The 15,433-nt window shown below is 71.7% G+C and carries 17 protein-coding genes; 3 read left to right on the top strand and 14 right to left on the bottom strand.

Features of this window, described 5'->3' with window-relative positions; translation table 11 throughout:
- Nucleotides 1-56 precede the first annotated feature (56 nt).
- Nucleotides 57-1,031 (top strand): LacI family DNA-binding transcriptional regulator, encoded by a 975-nt coding sequence (locus tag ACGGZK_RS02340; protein ID WP_395246029.1) that lies wholly within the window; start codon nt 57-59, stop codon nt 1,029-1,031.
- 19 nt (nt 1,032-1,050) lie between these two features.
- Here the strand turns inward: ACGGZK_RS02340 and ACGGZK_RS02345 are convergent, their stop codons facing one another.
- From ACGGZK_RS02345 to ACGGZK_RS02365, 5 genes are all read right to left on the bottom strand, one after another.
- A complete protein-coding gene (locus ACGGZK_RS02345; protein ID WP_395244655.1) occupies nt 1,051-1,662 on the bottom strand; it encodes a hypothetical protein in 612 nt (203 codons plus the stop codon).
- A complete protein-coding gene (locus ACGGZK_RS02350) occupies nt 1,659-2,486 on the bottom strand; it encodes a hypothetical protein (RefSeq protein ID WP_395244656.1) in 828 nt (275 codons plus the stop codon). Before ACGGZK_RS02350 ends, ACGGZK_RS02345 begins: the two co-directional genes overlap by 4 nt.
- 139 nt (nt 2,487-2,625) lie before the next feature.
- A complete protein-coding gene (locus ACGGZK_RS02355) occupies nt 2,626-3,816 on the bottom strand; it encodes an IS30 family transposase (protein ID WP_395244322.1) in 1,191 nt (396 codons plus the stop codon).
- A 164-nt stretch (nt 3,817-3,980) separates the two neighbouring features.
- Nucleotides 3,981-4,901 (bottom strand): LLM class F420-dependent oxidoreductase, encoded by a 921-nt coding sequence (locus ACGGZK_RS02360; RefSeq protein WP_395244657.1) that lies wholly within the window; start codon nt 4,899-4,901, stop codon nt 3,981-3,983.
- Nucleotides 4,898-5,890, bottom strand: coding sequence for a DNA-methyltransferase (locus ACGGZK_RS02365; RefSeq protein ID WP_395244658.1), 993 nt, complete (start codon nt 5,888-5,890; stop codon nt 4,898-4,900). The genes ACGGZK_RS02360 and ACGGZK_RS02365 overlap by 4 nt, the downstream gene beginning before the upstream one ends.
- A gap of 59 nt (nt 5,891-5,949) precedes the next feature.
- Between ACGGZK_RS02365 and ACGGZK_RS02370 the strand changes: the two genes are divergently transcribed.
- Nucleotides 5,950-6,450 (top strand): flavodoxin family protein, encoded by a 501-nt coding sequence (locus tag ACGGZK_RS02370; protein WP_395244659.1) that lies wholly within the window; start codon nt 5,950-5,952, stop codon nt 6,448-6,450.
- Between the two features lie 78 nt (nt 6,451-6,528).
- On the opposite strand, the gene ACGGZK_RS02375 is transcribed toward ACGGZK_RS02370, so the two are convergent.
- Both ACGGZK_RS02375 and ACGGZK_RS02380 read right to left on the bottom strand, forming a co-directional pair.
- Nucleotides 6,529-6,849: a hypothetical protein gene (locus ACGGZK_RS02375; RefSeq protein WP_395244660.1), complete on the bottom strand. Its 321-nt coding sequence runs from the start codon at nt 6,847-6,849 to the stop codon at nt 6,529-6,531.
- A 60-nt stretch (nt 6,850-6,909) separates the two neighbouring features.
- Entirely contained in the window at nt 6,910-7,968 is a 1,059-nt protein-coding gene (locus ACGGZK_RS02380) for a biotin/lipoate A/B protein ligase family protein (RefSeq protein WP_395244661.1), read from the bottom strand.
- Between the two features lie 59 nt (nt 7,969-8,027).
- Here ACGGZK_RS02380 and ACGGZK_RS02385 point away from each other — a divergent pair, with 59 nt between their 5' ends.
- Nucleotides 8,028-8,678: a histidine phosphatase family protein gene (locus ACGGZK_RS02385; RefSeq protein WP_395244662.1), complete on the top strand. Its 651-nt coding sequence runs from the start codon at nt 8,028-8,030 to the stop codon at nt 8,676-8,678.
- Nucleotides 8,679-8,763: 85 nt separating this feature from the next.
- On the opposite strand, the gene ACGGZK_RS02390 is transcribed toward ACGGZK_RS02385, so the two are convergent.
- From ACGGZK_RS02390 to ACGGZK_RS02420, 7 genes are all read right to left on the bottom strand, one after another.
- Nucleotides 8,764-9,141 carry a DUF202 domain-containing protein gene (locus ACGGZK_RS02390; protein WP_395244663.1) on the bottom strand — a complete coding sequence of 126 codons (378 nt, stop codon included), beginning with the start codon at nt 9,139-9,141 and terminating at the stop codon, nt 8,764-8,766.
- Nucleotides 9,138-9,518 carry a YidH family protein gene (locus ACGGZK_RS02395; protein ID WP_395244664.1) on the bottom strand — a complete coding sequence of 127 codons (381 nt, stop codon included), beginning with the start codon at nt 9,516-9,518 and terminating at the stop codon, nt 9,138-9,140. The genes ACGGZK_RS02390 and ACGGZK_RS02395 overlap by 4 nt, the downstream gene beginning before the upstream one ends.
- 2 nt (nt 9,519-9,520) lie before the next feature.
- Nucleotides 9,521-10,378 (bottom strand): alpha/beta hydrolase, encoded by an 858-nt coding sequence (locus ACGGZK_RS02400; protein ID WP_395244665.1) that lies wholly within the window; start codon nt 10,376-10,378, stop codon nt 9,521-9,523.
- Nucleotides 10,379-10,454: 76 nt separating this feature from the next.
- Nucleotides 10,455-11,741, bottom strand: a complete 1,287-nt coding sequence (locus ACGGZK_RS02405; protein ID WP_395244666.1) for a glycoside hydrolase family 6 protein — start codon at nt 11,739-11,741, stop codon at nt 10,455-10,457.
- 124 nt (nt 11,742-11,865) lie between these two features.
- Entirely contained in the window at nt 11,866-12,714 is an 849-nt protein-coding gene (locus tag ACGGZK_RS02410; protein ID WP_395244667.1) for a transglutaminase domain-containing protein, read from the bottom strand.
- Entirely contained in the window at nt 12,711-13,640 is a 930-nt protein-coding gene (locus tag ACGGZK_RS02415) for an alpha-E domain-containing protein (protein ID WP_395244668.1), read from the bottom strand. The genes ACGGZK_RS02410 and ACGGZK_RS02415 overlap by 4 nt, the downstream gene beginning before the upstream one ends.
- On the bottom strand, nt 13,634-15,334 hold the full coding sequence (locus tag ACGGZK_RS02420; protein ID WP_395244669.1) for a circularly permuted type 2 ATP-grasp protein: 1,701 nt from the start codon (nt 15,332-15,334) through the stop codon (nt 13,634-13,636). Before ACGGZK_RS02420 ends, ACGGZK_RS02415 begins: the two co-directional genes overlap by 7 nt.
- Nucleotides 15,335-15,433 lie beyond the last annotated feature (99 nt).

Below are 15,433 nucleotides of genomic sequence, written 5' to 3' on the forward strand. Positions count from 1 at the left end.
CTGGGAGGGGGTTCGCCGTGGGCATCGCCAACAGCGGTTCAGCACCGACGCTCGAGATGGTCGCCGCGAAGGCGGGCGTCTCCCGAGCGACGGTCTCGCGCGTCGTCAACGGATCGCCGAAGGTCAGCCCCGACGTGGTCGCGGCCGTCCAACAGGCCATCGAGGCGCTCAACTACGTGCCCAACCGGGCAGCCCGCTCGCTCGCCAGCAAGCGCACGCAGGCCATCGCGTTGATCGTGCCCGAGTCGGCCGCCCGCGTCTTCGACGACCCGTTCTTCGCGACCATCGTGCAGGGCGTCGCCCTCGCCCTCGCCGAGACCGAGTACACGCTCACGATGGTCATCGAGTCGGAGGTCGACCCCGACAAGACCCGGCGCTTCCTCCTCGGCGGCAACGTCGACGGCGCGCTGATCGTCTCGCACCACACCGGCGACCACTCGTTCGCCCAGCTCCGGTCGCTGCCGCTCGTCTTCGGCGGCCGGCCGCTCGACCCCGACGAGGCGACCGGCTACACCGTCGACGTCGACAACGAGTTCGGAGCCTCGCAGGCGACGCGCCACCTCATCGAGCGCGGATGCCGCCGCATCGCGACGATCGCCGGCCCCCAGGACATGCCCCCGGGCGTCGACCGGCTGCGCGGGTTCACCTCCGTCGCCGTCGACGCGGGCCTCGACGTCGACCTCGTCGAGTTCGGCGACTTCACGCCCGCCGGCGGCGCCGAGGCGATGCGCCGACTGCTCGAGCGCGATCCGTCGATCGACGGGCTCTTCGCGGCCAACGACCAGATGGCGATGGGCGCGATCTCGGCCCTCGCCGAGGCCGGCCGCGCCGTGCCCGACGACGTCGCCGTGGTCGGCTACGACGACGACCGCTACGCCGCGACCGCCGTGCCCGCCCTCACGACCGTGCGCCAGCCGTCGACCGAGATGGGCGCCGAGATGGCGCGCAAGCTGGTGCGCCTCATCGACGGCCAGGACGTCGAGTCGTCGACCATCCTGCCGACCGAGCTCGTGGTGCGGCAGTCGGGCTGAGCGCTGCCGCGCCCGGGAGTCAGCGAGCGAACTCGAACTCCACCACGAGGGTCGGGTCGATGCTCGTGATGATGCCGCGGTAGAAGACGGCCGCCTGGTCCTCGAGGATCTCTCGGAAGGCATCGACGTAGTGCTCCGTCGCATCCTGATCGAGGATGTCCTCGGCCATCTGCAGTTCGTCGATCTCCGGGGCGAAGAGGCTCAGACCGCCCGCCTGCTCGATCGGCTCCCCGAAGTCGACATCGCTGTGTCCGATGAAGATGAACTCCGGAATCGAGACCAGGTACGCGCCGTCGCCCGTCCGCTCGATCCTCACCTCCGAGCCGTCGATACCGAGGCTGGCGGTGAAGGCGTACTCGAGGTAGGTCACTCGTTCGGAGGCGGGGATATCCCAAGCCAGGATGCGGCCCTTCTCATCCGCCTTCTCGAGGTCATGGACGCCCAGGCTCAAGAGGACGACCTGTTCCTCGCGGGTGATCGCGTCGACGACTCGAACCTCGTCGGAATCGGGATGGAGGGCTGAAAGCGCGTTCGCCACCACGGGCGTGAGGAACGGCGCGGCCACGACGATGCCCACGGTCACGACCAAGACCAGCCACAGCGGCACCCGCACTGCGAAGAACGCCTTCATCGGGTACCCACGCCTGCGGGGTCCTCGACGGCGTCCAGGGTGATGACCTCGGTATCGATGAACGGAGCCTCGTCGCCACGGTGGCCCGGCTTCGTGAGTTCAAGGCTGGCGAGGTGTCGCTGCAGCCTCTTGGACATGGGGAGGAATGTGGCCAAGGTGAACCCGCCGGAGACGAGAGCGCCGATGACGGGGATCGCCTTCGCGATTCCGCTGGCGAAGAGCTTCTTCGTCATCGACACCCCGAGGAAGCCTGCGACCTTCTTGACGACCGGGTAGATCGCCCCCTTCGTGAGCGCCTGTTCGGGCAGCTTCTTGACCACCTGAGACGCGATCATCGCAGATACCTTGGAGACACCGCCCTGGGCGAACTGGACACCCACCATGACGCCGACGAAGAGGATGAGGATGCCCTCGGTCGCCTCATCGAGATCGTCGCCATCGTCGGCGAAGAGATCCGGCCAACCGTACACATAGGCGAGCTTCTGGGCGATCCGGAGCATGTGTCCGATGTACTGCGCCATGTCGGCAGGAACGGTACCGATCATCGCGATGCCGCCGGGAATGCCCGCGACTGTCGAGATCCCCGTCACCTTGCTGGTCTCGAAGGCGATGGACGTGTTCGCGACTTCGGTGAGGATCGCGAGCGGGATGCCTGCGGCTGCCGGAGTCGCAGCGATGGCTCGTTCGATCTGCTCCTCGGTGCAGTGCCGCTTGAAGGCCGCGCGGAGATAGGCCGCCCGGTTGATCCGAACGCCGGGCAGTTTCGCTGCCGCGTCCAACACTTGGGTGAACTTCGATTCGGGCTGCTCGAGCTCTTGGGGCATGGCGACGATCGTATCGATGGCCTCGCCCCTCGATCTCACTCGGGGTGAACCCCGTTCTGGGGTGACGACGACGCCATCGCCCGCCGACGGGAGCGTCCGCCGCGAAGTCGCTCAAACGGTCGGTACCAGCCGGGCGGTTTCAGCCGGTGAGTGCAGCACCGGTGATGAGTTCGTCCAGTCTCTCAGCGGGTGTATGGAAGTGGAGCGTTTGCCTGGGACGGATGTTCAGAAGCCGTTGGGTCTGGGCGAGTTCGTCGTCGGTGATGCTGTTGAAGTTGGTGCCCTTGGGGTAGAAGTCCCGGATCAGCCCGTTCGTGTTCTCGTTGCTTCCGCGTTGCCAGGGCGAGTGGGGGTCGCAGAAGAAGACTTTGCAGCCGGTCGCCACGGTGAAGGTCGCGTGCCGGGCCATCTCTGTTCCCTGGTCCCAGGTGATGGTCTTGCGCAGCACGGCGGGGAGGTGTTCGATCATGCCGGCCAGCACGTCGGTGACGGTCTGGCTCTCCCGGGTACCGGGCAGCCGGCCCAGCAACACGAACCGTGTCTGGCGTTCAACCAGGGTCACGATGCCCGAGTTGTCCGGACCGACCACGAGGTCGCCTTCCCAATGCCCGGGCACGGCACGATCGGCGACCTCGGCGGGGCGGTCGGTCAGGCGGGCGCCGTCCAGCCAGGGACGACCCGTCCGGGCGGGGAGCTTCGATTGCGGTTTCCGGTCGGCCCGGCCCGATCGCAACGCCTTCTCGACCGTCAGCTCATGCCGTAGGGCGCCACGGCCTTGTACGTAGAGGGCCTGGTAGATCGTCTCGTGCGACACCCGCATATCCTCCCGCCCGGGGAAGAGCACCGGCAGTCGTCCCGCGATCTGCTGCGGTGAGAACCGTTGACTCAACCCCTCGATCACGGCGTGCCGCAGCCGCGGATCCTGATCCAGCTTCCTCGTCTTCGGGCGTGAGCGCTGCTGCGCGGCGCGATGGTCAGCGACCCGCGCGTCATACAACCGGGTATTGCGATACGTCAGGCTCGCCCTGGCCAGTTCTCGTGACACGGTCGACGCGTGCACCCCGATCATCGCCGCGACCTTGCGCTGCGACATGCCCTGCTCGAGTCCGACCTGGATCCGTGCGCGATCAAGCGGCGACAACCGTCGACCGTGACCGGAACCGGCACCCGGCATCGGGACGGGTGCCCGGTAGCGGGCGCCGCCATGACGACCAGGAGACAATTCCACGCCCGCCAGCATCGCCCACCAATGGACCGCGCGCTGCCCTACGCCCAGCCGCTTGCCGACCTCGCGAGCGCTCAGCCCATCCAGCACCAACCCCAACGCCATGGCCCGAACCTGCAACGACGAATGAGACCCACCCACAACAACCTCCCGAACGAAGGTGCTGCACTGACCACCTGAAACCGCCCCGCCGAAACCGACGATTCGTGCGACTTCGCGTGGCGCGACGGGGGCGACACCGGCGACACGGTCGACAACGGGGCGCGCGCTCACCCGAGCTGCGGCACGACCTCGCTCGCGAGCAGCTCCAGCACGTCGAGGTCGTCGAAGTCGAGCACCTGGAGGTAGATCGTCTCCACTCCCAGCTCGGCGAGGCCGGCGAGGCGATCGACGACCTGCTGCGGGGTGCCGCCGATGCCCGTGCGGGCCAGGTCTTCCGGGTCGCGGCCGATGCGCTCGGCACGGCGGCGGTAGGCGGCATCCGTCTCGCCGATCGTGGTCGTGAGCGCGGCGGAGTACGTGAGCGAGCCCGGGTCGCGGCCGGCCGCCTCGCAGGCGGCGCGCACGCGGGCGAACTGCTCGGCGATCTCGTCGTCGGAGCGGAACGGGATGTTGAACTCGGCCGCGAAGCGCGCCGCGAGCGCGGGCGTGCGGGTCGGGCCGCCGCCGCCGACGATGAGCGGAACGGGCTGCTGCACGGGCTTCGGCAGGGCAGGCGAGTCCTCGAGCTGGTAGTGCGTGCCCGCGTACGAGAACGTCGACCCGTCGGGCGTCGACCAGAGGCCGGTGATCACTTCGAGCTGCTCCTCGAGCAGGCCGAAGCGCTTGTCGGGGAACGGGATGCCGTACGCCGTGTGCTCGGCCGCGTACCAGCCGGTGCCGAGCCCGAACTCGACCCGGCCGCCGCTCATCTCGTCGACCTGCGCGACCTGGATCGCGAGCAGGCCCGGGTGGCGGAAGGTGAGGCTCGTCACGAGCGTGCCGAGGCGGATCGTCGACGTCTCGCGCGCGATCGCGCCGAGCGTCACCCACGAGTCGGTCGGGCCGGGCCGGCCGTCCACGCCCATGGCGAGGAGGTGGTCGCTGCGGAACCAGGCGTCGAACCCGAGCCGTTCGGTCGCCTGCGCCATGCGCAGCTGCTGGCCGTACGTCGCGCCCTGCTGGGGTTCGGTGAAGATCCTGAACTTCATGCCTGCATGGTTCCGTTCTCTCGGTCGGGGTTCGAAGCGGGCGCTGCGGGCGCCGCGGGTGACGCGGGCGAGCCGGATGCCTCGAACGAGACATCCGGCACCGCGGCCAGCCGCGCGCGCATGACCGCGACCGCCTCGGGGTTCTCGTCGACCAGCACGAACCGGCGGCCGAGGGCCGCGGCGACCGCGCCGGTCGTGCCCGACCCGGCGAAGAAGTCGAGCACCCAGTCGCCCTCGCGCGTCGACGCCTGCACGATGCGCCGCAGGATCCCCTCGGGCTTCTGCGTCGGATACCCGGTCTTCTCCCGGCCGGTCGGCGACACGATGGTGTGCCACCAGACATCCGTGGGCAGCTTCCCAAGCAAGGCCTTCTCGGGCGTCACGAGCCCCGGCGCCATGTACGGCTCGCGATCGACGGCGGTCGAGTCGAACCAGTACCGTTCCGGGTCCTTCACGTACACGAGGATCGTGTCGTGCTTCGTCGGCCAGCGCCGGCGCGCCTTCGCGCCGTAGTCGTAGGCCCAGATCAGCTCGTTGAGGAAGCACTCGCGGCCGAACATCGCGTCGAGCAGCACCTTCGCGTAGTGCGCCTCGCGGTAGTCGAGGTGGAGGTACAGCGTGCCGTCGTCCGCGAGCAGCCGCCACGCCTCCAGCAGCCGCGGCTCGAGGAACGCCCAGTAGTCCTCGAAGCGGTCGTCGTAGCGCAGCAGGTCGCCGCGCACCCGCTCGTACCGCTTGCCCGCGAACCCGGTGATGCGGCCGGGCGCCCCGGTCCCGGATGCCTCGAGCGAGTCATCCGCCGCCACCCGCACGTGCGTCGTGGACTGGCGCGCCTGCGAGCGGCCCGTGTTGAACGGCGGGTCGAGGTAGACGAGCGTGAACGCGCCGTCGGGCAGGGTCGGCAGCACGGCGAGGTTCTCCGCGTGGATGATGCGGTTCGGTCCCTCGGCTGCCACGCGCTCCAGTCTGCCAGCGTCGGGGCGGGACATCCGCCGCTCGCCGTGGGGGCCGCCCGCGGTTACGCTGTGCCGCGGAGGGGGTGGCGACGATGCGCGCACTCGTGGTGGTCGAGTCGGTCTGGGGCAACACGGAGGCGCTCGCGCGCGCGATCGTCGCGGGGCTCGGCGCCGGCGCGACGCTGACGACGGCGGATGCCGCGCCCGATTCGCTGCCCGCCGACCTCGACCTGCTCGTCGTGGGCGGACCCACGCACGCCTTCGGGATGTCCCGACCGGAGACCCGGGCGTCGGCGCGCGAGCAGGGCGCGACGCTGGTGCCCGAGCGGGGCATCCGGGAGTTCATCGCGGGGCTCGGCACGCCGCCGCGCGGGATGCGGGTGGCGACGTTCGACACCCGAACGGTCTCGCCGCGGTTGCCCGGCTCGGCCGCGAAGAAGGCGCTGAAGCGGCTCGTCGGGCTCGGGTTCGAACCGCTCGCGAAGCCCGTGTCGTTCGGGGTGCACGGCTACACCGGCCCGCTGGCGGAGGGAGAGGTCGCGCGCGCGGAGGCGTGGGGCAAGGAGTTCGCGGCGGCGCTGGTCGGCGGTTGAGCTCGTCGAAACCACCGGGCGTCCAATGGTGGTGGTTTCGACAGGCTCGACCACCGACAGGCTCGACCACCGACCGGCTCAGCGCTCCACGTCGAGCCGGATGCTCCCGCGGAACCGGTCGGGATCGTCGTCGTCGGCGTCGGCCGCCGCGAACGCGATGCCCTTGTCGCCGTCACCCGGCATCGGGGCGGGCGCGGGGAGCCGGCTCTGCCGGTCCATCTCGACCTGCGCCTCGTACTTGCGCGGCGCGAAGACCTCGTCGCCGATCATCATGACGCCGCCCGAGCCGCCGCCGCCCTTGCGGGTCTTGTCGGACAGGTCGATCCAGCCGCGGCGCTGGGCGAGCCATCCGAGGCCCGCCACGGCGGCCGCGATGAGCACCCAGATCCACCAATCCATCCGGCGAGTCTAACCGCCGTCGCTGAGCGGACCTCATCGACGGCCGGGGTTGCGCCCGGGTCAGGGCACCCGGTAGAGCCAGTCGTCGGTCGAGAACTTCGCGTCGACGAGCGCCTGCGCCTCGGCGAGCTCGTCGGCCGTCACGGCACCCGGGGTCGCCCCGTAGAGGGAGGTGAACGTCTGCTTCAGCGCCTCGATGATCGCCGCACGGCTGAGGCCCGTCTGCGACCGCAGCGGGTCGACGCGCTTCGCCGCCGACGCGATGCCCTTGTCGCTGATCTTCTCGCGGCCGATGCGCAGCACCTCGAGCATCTTCGCGTTGTCGATGTCGTACGACATGGTGACGTGGTGCAGCACCCCGCCAGACCCGAGGCGCTTCTGCGCGGCGCCGCCGATCTTGCCGAGCGGGCTCGCGATGTCGTTCAGCGGCTGGTACGTCGCCTCGATGCCGATCGAGCGCAGTCCCTGCAGCACCCAGTCGTCGAGGAAGGCGTAGGAGTCGGCGAAGCTCATGCCCTGCACGAGCTCGCCCGGCACGTACAGCGAGTACGTGACGACGTTGCCCTTCTCCATCATCATCGCGCCGCCGCCCGAGATGCGGCGGACGACCTCGAAGCCGTACCGCTCGGCGCCCTCGGGGTCGACCTCGTTCTTCACCGACTGGAAGGAGCCGATGACGACGGCCGACTCCTCCCATTCCCAGAACCGCAGCGTCGGCTTGCGGAGGCCCTCGCCGACGCGGGTGGCGAGCACCTCGTCGAGCGCGAGGTGGAGGCGCGGCGACACGGCGGCGTCGTGCACGACCTCCCACTCGTAGTCGGTCCAGCTCCGTGCGTCGGTGAGCGCACGGCGCACGGCGACCGCGATGGCGTCGGCCGAGAAGCCGAGCATCACGGCGCCCTCGCGGAGCTCGCGGGTGATGGCCGCCGAGACCTGCTTCGCGTCGGAGCCGGCCGGCAGCCCGTCGAGGGCGCGGTCGATGTCCTCCAGCGCCTCGTCGGGCTCGAGGAAGAAGTCGCCCGCGACGCGGGGATTGCGGATCACGTCGTCGACGACGTCGAAGTCGACGACCACGAGCTTGCCGCCGGGGACCTTGTACTCGCCGTGGAGGGGAGGCATGAGGGACAGCCTACGGATGTCTCGGGCGGTTCCACCCCTCGAATGCGTACGCTGACGGCATGACGACGTTCTTCCTGGCTCGCCATGGCGAGACCGTCTGGCATGCCGACCACCGGTACGCGGGCAATTCGGATGTCGGGCTCACGCGCCACGGACTGGGCCAGGCGGCGGCGCTCGGCGCCTGGGCGGTCGACGCCCGGCTCGACGCGATCATCGCGTCGCCGCTGACGCGGGCCCGGCGCTCGGCCGCGCCTTCCGTGGAGACGACCGGGTTGCCGCTGCGCATCGACGACCGGCTCGTCGAGATCGACTTCGGCGCCGCCGAGGGGCTGACGCCCGACGAGATCGCCGGGCGGTACCCGGCGGAGTGGGCGGCGTTCTGCCGGGCCCCGGCATCCGATCCGCTACCCGGCGGGGAGTCGGGCCGGCACGGCATCGCGCGGGCGATGCCCGTGCTCGATGAGCTCGTGTCCGAGTTCCCCGAGGGTCGCGTGCTGATCGTCGCGCACGCGACGCTCATCCGGCTGCTCTTCTGCGAGCTCGCCGGCATGGATCCCGACGGCTACCGCGACCTGCTGCCCGTGCTTGGCAACTGCAGCGTGACGACGATCGTCTACCCGTGGAAGACCGAGTCGGGCGCCGCGCATCCGAACCACCCGCGGATGCGCCTGCTCGGCTTCGACGTTCCGCCCGACCGCGCCGGGTCCTGACGGGCCGCGCAACCGACGCCCCTCGCGGCGCGCCCCGCGCGGCGGCGAGCCGCGCACCGGCGGCCGCGCGCCGCCGGCCGCGCGCCTACCCTGGCGACGCGACGAGCGCGACCCAGGTCGCGAGCCCGACGACGCCGGCGAGCGCGGTGAGCCCGGCGGTCGCGGCGACGAGTCCGCCCCGGCTGGGCAACGGCCCGAGTCCGGCCGACGTCAGGGCGCGGTGCATCCGCCGGTAGCCGACCTCCGCACCGATCGCGATGCCCGCCGTCGCGGCGATCGCGGCCCCGAAGAGGAGGAGCGACCAGGGGCCGAGGATCGGCGGCAGCAGGCGCACGCCGACGAGGGCCGCGACCGTCAGCGCGAGCACCGTGCGCCGCCAGGCGAGCAGGGTGCGCTCGGGCTGCAGGCCGGGATCGAAGGCCCGCGGCGAGGCATCCGGCCGCCCGGCGTCGCCCGCGTTCATCTCGCGAGGAACCCGATCAGCACCAGCACGCCGACGACCGCGACCACGACCGCGACGGGCAGGGCGACGAGCGGCGGCGGCAGTGGCCGGCCGAGCCGCATGGCCCGTTCGATGCGCACCCAGCCGAACCAGGCCTGGAACGGGAGCAGCGCCCCGGCGACGAGCAGCACGACGGCCGCCGTGTCGCGCAACCCGGGATGCATCGGCAGGTCGAGCGCGACGAGTGCGACGCCGCCCGCGAGCAGGGCGAGCGAGGTGCGGATCCAGGCGAGGAACGTCCGCTCGTTGGCGAGCGAGAACCGCGGGTCGGGCTCGTCGCCGACGCCGTAGACGCGCTCGGGGAACCGGTGGCGCGGGGCATCCCCGCCGTCGGCCATCGTCAGTCGACCCCGTACCGGTCGTCGAGCCATCCGATGAGGTCGGTGCGCACCTCGGCCTGGTTGAGCTCGTTGAACACCTCGTGCCGGGCACCGGGGTAGACGATGACCTGCACGTCGGCGAGGCCGCTGCGCTGCACGTACGCCTCGCCGAGCCGGCGCGCGCTCTCCTCGCCGCCGAGGGTGTCGTCGTCGCCGACCATGATGAGCAGGGGCAGCTCGGCCGGGATCGCCGGGGCCGGCGCGGGGCGACCGAGCAGGCGCGCGGCGTCGACGAAGCCGAACAGCTTCCGCAGCGGCACCTCGGTCGTGTAGGGATCGGCCATGAACTCGGCCGGCACCGCCGGGTCGCGGCTCAGCCACTCGACGGGCGTCGGCCCGAGGTGCTTGTGGCGCCGGTTCAGGTCGCCCGAGTCCATCCAGCGGAGCGTGCGGTAGGCCGTGCCGGTGAGCACGGCACCGTCGTAGCGGGCGGCGCTGCGGTTCAGGATGATCTGCGCCATCAGCGAGCCCCACGAGTGCCCGAGCAGCACCAGCGGCACGTCGTCGCCCTCGACCTCGCGGATGACGTCGGTGAACTGCTCGATCGCGGCGATCGCCGCGCGGAGCCCGCCCGGCCCGAGGCGGCCGATGCGGGTGAGGTCGCCACCGTGCTGCTCGAAGCCGGTCTGGCCGTGCCCGCGGTGGTCGTCGGCCCACACCGAGTAGCCGGCCTCGTTCAGCGCCGCGATGAGCGGCTCGTACCGGCCGATGTGCTCGCCGACGCCGTGCGCGAGCTGGATCACCGCCGACGGATCGTCGACGCGCCAGGACCGGTAGTGGATGCGCACGCCGTGCGCGTCGGTGAACGTGGTCGCCATGCGACCAGTGTGGCAGGGCGCGGCGGGACGGGCGACGTGCGCCCGCCCCGCCGCGCCGCGGGGCGCCGCGGCTCCGCTACGGCAGCGCCGGCACGGCGTTCGCGATGAGTTCGGCCGCCATCTCGGGGAACCACTGGCCGGCCGGCGGGTCGACGATGCCCCGCACCGGGTCCTCCGGTCCGGCGGTGCCGCGCACGCACTGGCCGTCGGACTCGCCGGGCACCTTGATCCACAGGTAGGCGTCGACGAGGGCGTTCCCCGTGTCGGCCGTCGGCAGGAGGCCGAGGCCGCGGGCGGGCGGGTTGCACCAGTCCTCCGCGTTCGACAGGCCGCTCTGCGAGGCATCCCACGGGCCCTGCCCGTTGCGGCTGGTGTCGATCACGAAGTGGGTCGACGGCTCGACGTCGCCGAGCTGCGACGCGTATCGCGAGTCGACGCCGGCCGTGTCCAGCGCCGGGTCGGCGGCGCCGCTGCTCCACTCGCCGAACGGCGACATCGCGACGCCGTTCCAGCCGGTCGCGGGCCCGCCGTTCCAGTACTGGTTGCCGCAGTCGCCGAAGCCGCCGCCGAGCTCGGTGGTGAACGCGAGGCACGACGAGATCCAGGTGCCGAACGCCGTGAGGTTCGCGGTGTAGTGGTAGTTCGAGGCGTTCAGGTAGAAGCCGTCGGCCCGCTCGACCCCGGCCTGCAGCAGCCGCGAGCTGATCTCGCCGACGTTCAGCCAGCCGCTGTGGGTGCCGTCGAGGTAGACGGCCGTGTTCGGCAGCGCGGCGAGCGCGTCGACCGCGTGGTTCAGCATCTCGTAGCGGTCGGCGGCGGCCGTGGCCGGGTCGGCCTCGGCCGGCCGGCACCACTCGAGCTGGCCGTCGAGGGTGGTGTTCCAGGGGATGATGCCGAGCCCGTCGGGCTCGAGGATCACGACGGCGTCCTTGTTGCCGATGCCCTTCGCGAACCCGTCGATCCACGCCTCGTAGGCGGCGACGCTGGTCGCGCCGCCCGCGGAGTATTGCGCGCAGTCGCGGAACGGCAGGTTGTAGGCGACGAGCACGGGCACCTCCTTCGCGGCGTGCGCCCCGCTGACGATGCGCTTGACGTCGCGCTTGGCCTCGTTCGGCGTGCCGCCGTTGACCCAATTCGCGCTCGGCAGCGCGCCGAGCCGCAGCGCGTCGAGCCTGGCCTGGCCGGTCAGGTCGTCGGCGGCCTCGAGCGTGGTCGAGTCGGGGTTGGCCCAGAGCTCGGCGCCGGGGTGCAGCACGTCGTTCGCCGCGAGCGCGGGCGGCGCCTGGGCGGCCGCGAGGGCCACGGCGAGCGCGACGGCCGCCGCGCCCGTCAGGGCACGTCGGGCAGGGGATGGAAACGACATCGGTTCCTCCAGTCGGGTGGGTGCGATCCGGCTCGCACAGGCCGTGAGAGCGCTCTCACGATCGCATCCCTCCACGATGCCGCGCGCGACGCACGCCGTCAAGGGGTTCGAGGATGCCTCAGGGCTACGCCTCCCGTGTCACCTCGACGCTGACGAACAGCTCACTGGCGCCCGGCCCGGCGTAGACGCCGCGCAGCGGCGAGACATCCGAGTAGTCCCGTCCGCGACCGACGAGCACGTGCAGCTCGCCCACCTCCGAGAGGTTCGTCGGGTCGTATCCGCGCCACTCGCCGTCGTACCACTCGACCCAGGCGTGCGACTCCCCCGTCACCGTCACGCCGATGCCGGCCGCGCGGTCGGGGTGGAGGTAGCCCGAGACGTACCTGGCCGGGATCCCGACCGCACGGAGCGCGCCGACGGCGAGGTGCGCCATGTCCTGGCACACGCCCTTGCGCACTGCCCAGGCCTCCGCGGCGGTCGAGGTCACGGCGGTCGCACCGCTCACGTACTCGACCGACTCGCCGACGAGGCGGCAGATCTCGAGCGCGGCGTCGCCGACGGATGCCCCGCTCCCCGCGATCTCGAGCGCGAGCGCCGCGAGCTCGGGCGGGGGCTCGGTCGCCGCCGACTGGCTGCCGAACTCGACGAGCGGCACGCTCGACTGCCGCATCGCGGCGAGCGCCTCCCACGTCAGCTCCGGCGACTGCCGGCCCTGCGTCGGGCGCACCTCGACGAGGCTGGTCGCCGTCACCGACAGCTCGCGGTGCGGGGTCAGCACCTCGAACGTCGAGACGCGCGTGCCCCAGTAGTCGAGGTAGGCGTTCTGGGTGGCGCCCGGCCGGATGTCGAGCCCGGCCTGCAGCACGAACTGCTCGCCGCCCGAGTGCGGCAGCATCCGCGCCTCGTTGTACGACGCGGTCGCCGGCTCCGCGTACGCGAACCCGGTGCGGTGGACGATGCGCAGGCGGCTCACGAGACCTCCCCGATCCAGACCGGCACGGCGCTCGCCGGGAAGTAGCGGCGACGGATCGCGTCGCTCGAGGCCGACACGACGACCTGGACGTGCTCCATGTAGTCGGCCAGCCCGTCGATGAGCTCGGTGATCGGGCGGTACTCGAGCTCCGAGCGGATGCCTCCGAGCAGGCGCTGGGCCTGGTCGGTGACGCCGACCCGGCCGGCGCGCGGATCGATCTCGCGCAGCGCCTCCTCGGCGCGGATGACGCTCGCGATGATCGACCGCGGAAACAGGCGGTCGAGCACGAGGAACTCGGCCGCCGACTCGGTCGACGGGAGCCCGCGGTAGCTGCGGAGGTACGACTCGTAGCCGCCGCAGCTGCGCAGGATCGTCGTCCAGCTCGGGCCGCTCGCCTCGGTGAGCTCGCGGGTGGCGAGCAGGCGCGCCGTCATGTCGGCCCGCTCGATCGCGCGCCCGAGGGCGAGGAACTGCCACGCCTCGTCGCGGCTCGAGCCCGACTCGGCAATGCCGATCGCGAGGGCCGCGCGGTTGCGCACCCAGCGGAAGAACTCGTGCGTCTTGTCGGAGGCGACCCGGCGGGGCATCCGCGCGTTCGTCTCGTTCAGCGCCTCCCAGAGTTCGGTGGAGACGATCTCGCGGGCGCGCCGCGCGTTCTCGCGGGCGGCGCCGACGCAGTGCGCGATCGACGCGGAGTCGGTGCGGTCGACGCCGAGCCGGTCGATCAGGTCGCCGGCCGTGAGCGGCGTGACGCCGTCGGGCACGCTGCCCATGACGCCGAGGAGCGACCGGCAGGCGGTGTCCTCGTCGATCCACGGGTCCTCGAGGAGGAGCTGGAGGTGCACGTCGAGGATGCGGGCGGTACCGTCGCTGCGCTCGATGTAGCGGCCGATCCAGAAGAGGGATTCGGCGATGCGGCTCAGCATGGGGAGACCTCCTCCGCTCGCGCCTGCTGCTGCTGTTGTTGCTGCTGCTGCTGCTGGCGCATGGGCTCGTCCTCGTCCTGCGGGCTCGACTCGAGCACGTGGATGCCGGGCACGCGCGGCAGCAGGTCGAGCGGGTCGACCGGCACCGATCGGATGCGCACCCGCGACGTCGCCTGGCTCGCCACGATCGGCGCCGGGCCGGTGCGGAGCTCGGGCAGCGGCCCGGTGAGCGGCGCGCCGTCGATGACCCAGGTGTCCTTCGAACCGCCGCCCTGGCTGGAGTTCACGACGAGCTGCCCCTCCGGCAGCGCGACCCGCGTGAGGCCGCCGGGCAGCACCCACACGTCGTCGCCGTCGTTCACGGCGAACGGACGGAGGTCGGCGTGCCGCGGACGCATCCCGTCGTCGACAAGGGTCGGGATCGTCGACAGCTGCACGACGGGCTGCGCGATCCATCCACGCGGGTCCTGCACGAGCTGCGACCGCAGCCGGTCGAGCTCGGCGGGCGAGGCATCCGGCCCGACCACGAGGCCCTTGCCGCCCGAGCCGTCGACCGGCTTCACGACGAGCTCGTCGAGGCGGTCGAGCACCTCGGCGAGCGCATCGGGCTCCTCGAGCCGCCACGTGTCGACGTTCGGGAGGATCGGCGACTCGTCGAGGTAGTAGCGGATCAGGTCGGGCACGTACGTGTAGACGAGCTTGTCGTCGGCGACGCCGTTGCCGACCGCGTTCGCGATCGTGACGTGCCCGAGCCGGGCGGCGAGCATGAGGCCCGGCGCACCGAGCACCGAGTCGGGGCGGAACTGCTGCGGGTCGAGGAACTCGTCGTCGACGCGGCGGTAGATCACGTCGACCCGCGTGGGGCCGGCGGTCGTGCGCATCCACACCCGGCCGCCCGAGCAGAACAGGTCGCGGCCCTCGACGAGCTCGACGCCCATCAGCCGCGCGAGCAGGGTGTGCTCGTAGTACGCGGAGTTGTAGACGCCGGGCGTCAGCACCACGACCGTCGGGTCCTCGACGCCCTCCGGCGCGCTCGCGCGGAGCGCGTGCAGCAGCCGGCTCGGGTAGTCGCCGACCGGGCGCACCCGCATCGACGTGAACAGCTCGGGCAGGGTCTCGGCCATGACCCGGCGGTTCGAGATGACGTAGCTGACGCCGCTCGGCACCCGCACGTTGTCCTCCAGCACCCGCCAGTCGCCCTGCTCGTCGCGGATGACGTCGATGCCGGCGACCTGGATGCGCACGCCGTTGGCGGCGACGATGCCGGCGGCCTGCCGGTGGTAGTGCGTCGAGGAGCTGATGAGCGCGGCGGGCACGACGCCGTCGCGCACCGCGTGCTGCGGCCCGTAGACGTCGGCGAGGAAGCGCTCGAGGGCGCGCACCCGCTGGGCGACGCCCGCTTCGACGAGCGACCACTCCGACGCGGAGATGACCCGCGGGATCGCGTCGAGCGGAAACGGCCGCTCCTCCCCCGCGAAGTCGAACGTGACGCCCTGCGCGAGGTACGAGCTCGCGAGGGCCTCGGTACGGCCGCGCAGTTCGTCCTGCGACATGCGCGCGAGCGCCGGATAGAGCTCGCGGTACGGACCGCGCACCGACGCGTCACCGCCGGGGAACATCTCGTCCCACGGCTCGGTGCGGCGGCGCGTCGCGGCGGCCTGCGTGGTCGCGTAGCCATCGAAGAGCGTCCCCATGGAGGAAGGCTTCCAGCGATCGGTTTCGCGGGTGTTTCCGCGCGGTGACCGTGACGCTCCGCGTCGTCGGGTGACGGCTGCGGGTCCGGAGCGGGGCGG

This window comes from Agromyces sp. MMS24-K17 (assembly GCF_043950245.1).
Lineage (GTDB): Bacteria > Actinomycetota > Actinomycetes > Actinomycetales > Microbacteriaceae > Agromyces.

What these genes read in the sequence shown, in the direction of transcription:
- ACGGZK_RS02365 (WP_395244658.1), bottom strand. Translation starts at nt 5,890, where the DNA reads ATGTCCCGCCCCGACGCTGGCAGACTGGAGCGCGTGGCAGCCGAGGGA.
- ACGGZK_RS02380 (WP_395244661.1), bottom strand. Translation starts at nt 7,968, where the DNA reads ATGCCTCCCCTCCACGGCGAGTACAAGGTCCCCGGCGGCAAGCTCGTG.
- ACGGZK_RS02400 (WP_395244665.1), bottom strand. Translation starts at nt 10,378, where the DNA reads ATGGCGACCACGTTCACCGACGCGCACGGCGTGCGCATCCACTACCGG.
- ACGGZK_RS02370 (WP_395244659.1), top strand. Translation starts at nt 5,950, where the DNA reads ATGCGCGCACTCGTGGTGGTCGAGTCGGTCTGGGGCAACACGGAGGCG.
- ACGGZK_RS02420 (WP_395244669.1), bottom strand. Translation starts at nt 15,334, where the DNA reads ATGGGGACGCTCTTCGATGGCTACGCGACCACGCAGGCCGCCGCGACG.
- ACGGZK_RS02405 (WP_395244666.1), bottom strand. Translation starts at nt 11,741, where the DNA reads ATGTCGTTTCCATCCCCTGCCCGACGTGCCCTGACGGGCGCGGCGGCC.
- ACGGZK_RS02385 (WP_395244662.1), top strand. Translation starts at nt 8,028, where the DNA reads ATGACGACGTTCTTCCTGGCTCGCCATGGCGAGACCGTCTGGCATGCC.
- ACGGZK_RS02340 (WP_395246029.1), top strand. Translation starts at nt 57, where the DNA reads ATGGTCGCCGCGAAGGCGGGCGTCTCCCGAGCGACGGTCTCGCGCGTC.
- ACGGZK_RS02375 (WP_395244660.1), bottom strand. Translation starts at nt 6,849, where the DNA reads ATGGATTGGTGGATCTGGGTGCTCATCGCGGCCGCCGTGGCGGGCCTC.
- ACGGZK_RS02360 (WP_395244657.1), bottom strand. Translation starts at nt 4,901, where the DNA reads ATGAAGTTCAGGATCTTCACCGAACCCCAGCAGGGCGCGACGTACGGC.
- ACGGZK_RS02390 (WP_395244663.1), bottom strand. Translation starts at nt 9,141, where the DNA reads ATGAACGCGGGCGACGCCGGGCGGCCGGATGCCTCGCCGCGGGCCTTC.
- ACGGZK_RS02350 (WP_395244656.1), bottom strand. Translation starts at nt 2,486, where the DNA reads ATGCCCCAAGAGCTCGAGCAGCCCGAATCGAAGTTCACCCAAGTGTTG.
- ACGGZK_RS02355 (WP_395244322.1), bottom strand. Translation starts at nt 3,816, where the DNA reads ATGGCGTTGGGGTTGGTGCTGGATGGGCTGAGCGCTCGCGAGGTCGGC.
- ACGGZK_RS02345 (WP_395244655.1), bottom strand. Translation starts at nt 1,662, where the DNA reads ATGAAGGCGTTCTTCGCAGTGCGGGTGCCGCTGTGGCTGGTCTTGGTC.
- ACGGZK_RS02415 (WP_395244668.1), bottom strand. Translation starts at nt 13,640, where the DNA reads ATGCTGAGCCGCATCGCCGAATCCCTCTTCTGGATCGGCCGCTACATC.
- ACGGZK_RS02395 (WP_395244664.1), bottom strand. Translation starts at nt 9,518, where the DNA reads ATGGCCGACGGCGGGGATGCCCCGCGCCACCGGTTCCCCGAGCGCGTC.